The sequence below is a fragment of the Aquabacterium sp. UBA2148 genome (genome assembly GCF_002328915.1).
Taxonomy (GTDB): domain Bacteria; phylum Pseudomonadota; class Gammaproteobacteria; order Burkholderiales; family Burkholderiaceae_C; genus Aquabacterium; species Aquabacterium parvum.
In genome coordinates, this window is sequence record NZ_DCXA01000229.1 from 1 (window position 1) to 1,304 (window position 1,304).

General features: G+C 66.8%; 2 protein-coding genes. Both read right to left on the reverse strand.

Features of this window, described 5'->3' with window-relative positions:
- Window positions 1–274: 274 nt before the first annotated feature.
- Window positions 275–1,003 (reverse strand): amino acid ABC transporter ATP-binding protein, encoded by a 729-nt coding sequence (locus B2W70_RS12945; protein WP_286746257.1) that lies wholly within the window; start codon window positions 1,001–1,003, stop codon window positions 275–277.
- 18 nt (window positions 1,004–1,021) lie between these two features.
- Window positions 1,022–1,304 (reverse strand): ABC transporter permease subunit (locus tag B2W70_RS12950; protein ID WP_286746258.1); only part of this gene is annotated, 283 nt, incomplete at its 5' end.

Below are 1,304 nucleotides of genomic sequence, written 5' to 3' on the forward strand. Positions count from 1 at the left end.
GCTCGCCCAGGTGCGGCTCGACCCGGTCGAGCTGCTGCAGGAACATGGCCCAGGGGCCGGGCTCGGCGGCGTTCAGGTAGGACGGCAGGCGCGCGCCACTGAGGCTGGCGGTGTGCGCCGGGTGGGCGTGGTGGGTGGGGTGACTGGGGACACTGGGTGTTGGGGTGCTCATGGCTTCCTCGGCGTGTGCTTGGGTTTTCAGGCGACAGGGCGAGGTCGGCCACACCGGCCCGCGAGGACCGGTGAACAACACAGCCGGGCCTCGCGGGGGAACTCAGTGGTGCAGGATGCGCGCGAGGAATTGCTGGGCGCGCTCGGACTGAGGCTGTTCGAAGAAGTCCGCCTTGGGGCGGTCCTCGACGATGCGGCCGGCGTCCATGAAGATGACGCGGTCGGCCACGCGGCGCGCGAAACCCATCTCGTGGGTCACGCACATCATGGTCATGCCTTCTTGCGCCAGCTCGGTCATCACGTCGAGCACCTCGCCGACCATCTCGGGGTCGAGCGCCGAGGTGGGCTCGTCGAACAGCATGACGATGGGGTCCATGCACAGCGCCCGTGCGATGGCCACGCGCTGCTGCTGCCCGCCCGAGAGCTGCCCGGGCTGCTTGCTGGCATGCGCCTTGAGCCCCACGCGATCGAGCAAGGCCAGGCCCTTGGTGGTGGCCTCGTCGCGACTGCGGCCGAGCACGTGGATCTGCGCCAGCGTGAGGTTCTCGGTGATGCTCAGGTGCGGGAACAGCTCGAAGTGCTGGAACACCATGCCCACGCGGCTGCGCAGCTTGCTGAGGTTGGTTTTGGGGTCGTTGACCTGGGTGCCATCCACCACGATGCGGCCTGCCTGGATGGGCTCCAGGCCGTTGACCGTCTTGATGAGGGTGGACTTGCCCGAGCCCGAAGGCCCGCAGACCACGACCACCTCGCCCTTGTTGACCGTGGTGGAGCAATCGGTGAGCACCTGGAAGGCGCCGTAGTGCTTGGAGACGTTGTCGATCTGGATCATGTTGAGCTCCATCTGCAATCAGTGTTGGGCCTTGGGCTTTTGCAGCGCCTGCACCAGGCGCGACAAGGCAAAGCACAGGACGAAGTAAACGACGCCGGCGAACAGCAGCATCTCCACCAGGCGACCATCTCGGTCACCGACCTTGTAGGCCGAGCCGAAGAAGTCGGCCAGCGCGGACACGTAGACCAGCGAGGTGTCCTGGAACAGCACGATGGCCTGCGTCAGCAGCAGCGGCACCATGTTGCGCATGGCCTGCGGCAGGATCACCAGGCGCATGGCCTGCAGGCGACTGAGGCCCAGC

Coding starts and splice junctions, on each gene's coding strand:
- B2W70_RS12945 (WP_286746257.1), bottom strand. CDS start 1,003: ATGATCCAGATCGACAACGTCTCCAAGCACTACGGCGCCTTCCAGGTG.